Source organism: Cellulosimicrobium sp. CpK407 (assembly GCF_051844275.1).
Classification (GTDB): Bacteria; Actinomycetota; Actinomycetes; order Actinomycetales; family Cellulomonadaceae; genus Cellulosimicrobium; species Cellulosimicrobium cellulans_G.
Genome location: NZ_JBGNYC010000098.1, coordinates 1 through 1,777, shown reverse-complemented (window position 1 = coordinate 1,777; position 1,777 = coordinate 1). Strand labels below are relative to the sequence as shown.

The window sequence follows — 1,777 nt, the reverse complement described above, 5'->3', positions numbered from 1 at the left end:
CGGGAGCACGACGTCCGAGAACAGCGTCGTCGACGTCATCCGGAAGTCGGCCGTGACGAGCAGGTCGAGCTTCCCCTGCGGCGCCTCGTCGTGCCACGCGATGTCCCGCGGCCGCCGGTCCGGCCCCGACTCCGGTGCGCGCACCGCGGCGTCGGTCCCGAGCAGGTGCTTGAGGAAGTACTCGTTGCCCTTGCCCGACGACCCCAGCAGGTTCGCGCGCCAGACGGTGAGCACGCGCGGGAAGTTCGCCGGGTCGTCGGGGTCCGCGCACGCGTAGTCCAGCTCGCCCGAGGAGAGCTGGTCGACGACGTGGCGCACCGGGTCCTTGCCCGCCGCCTCGGCCTCGTCCACGAGGTCGAGCGGGTTGCGGTCGAACGTCGGGTAGCTGGGCGTCCAGCCGCGACGGACGGACTCCACCAGCGTGTCCGCCGTCGTGCGGCCTGCGAGCTTCCCGGTGGCGAGCGGGGACGCGAGCGCGTCCGCGGGCAGGCCGTCGTAGCGCCACTGGTCCGTCGCGAGGTACCAGAAGGCCGTGCTGATCATGAGGCGCGGAGGACGGGCCCAGTCCGCCGCGTTGGCGTACTGCTGGAACCCCGTGATCGGGCGGACCTTCTCCTGCCCCACGTAGTGCGCCCAGCCGCCGCCGTTCACGCCCTGGCAGCCGGTCATCGTCACGAGCGCGAGGAACGTGCGGTAGATCGTGTCGGAGTGGAACCAGTGGTTGGTGCCCGCGCCCATGATGATCATCGAGCGGCCGCCCGAGTCGAGCGCGTTCTGCGCGAACTCCCGCCCGATGCGCGCCGCGGCGGCCGCGGGGACGCCGGTGATCTCCTCCTGCCACGCCGGGGTGCCCGGGGTCGCCGGGTCGTCGTACCCCGTCGGCCACGTGCCCGGCAGGTCGAGGTCGGGGCGGTCCACGCCGTACTGCGCGAGCAGCAGGTCGTAGACCGTCGTCACCAGGTGCTCGCCCACGCGGTGCGTCGGCACGCCGCGCCGGACGGCGCCCGCGCCGCCCTGGTGCTCGGCGCCCTCCTCGGGAGCGAGGTCGAAGCGCGGCAGGTCGACGGCGACCGGCTCGTCCGACGTGCCGCCCGCCAGGTCCGCGACCGACAGCGCGGGCTCGACGCCCTCGAGGTCGAGGTTCCACCTCCCGGGGTCGCCGTAGCGGTGCCCGAGCGACCCGTTGGGGACGACGACGTCGCCCGCGCGGGACAGGATCACCGTCTTCGACGCGGCGTTCGTGGCGCCGGCCTGGTCGGCGGCGGGCGTGCCCGCGAGCCGGTCCGCCGTGAGGAAGCGCCCGGGCACGTACGCGTCTCCGCGCCGGTCGAGCGTCACGAGGTACGGAGCGTCGGTGAATCGCGCCATGTAGTCGAGGAACCGGGGAGCGCGGTCGCGCACGTGGAACTCGGTGAGGATGACGTGGCCCATGGCCTGGGCGAGGGCGCCGTCGGTGCCGGGATGGGGAGCGAGCCACTCGTCCGCGAACTTGGTGTTGTCCGCGTAGTCGGGCGACACGGTCACGACCTTCTGGCCCCGGTACCGAGCCTCCGCCATGAAGTGGGCGTCCGGGGTGCGCGTGACCGGGACGTTGGAGCCCCACATGATGCAGTAGGTGGCGTTCCACCAGTCGGCGGACTCCGGGACGTCGGTCTGGTCGCCGAACACCTGCGGGGACGCGACGGGCAGGTCGGCGTACCAGTCGTAGAACGACAGCATGCTCCCGCCCAGGAGCTGCACGAACCGCGAACCCACCCCGTGCGACACCATCGACATC

1 protein-coding gene is annotated in these 1,777 nt (G+C 72.9%); it reads right to left on the bottom strand.

From position 1 onward, the window contains the following. On the bottom strand, positions 1-1,777 hold a 1,777-nt coding region (locus tag ABWU78_RS20870), incomplete at both ends, for a molybdopterin-dependent oxidoreductase (protein ID WP_439159388.1).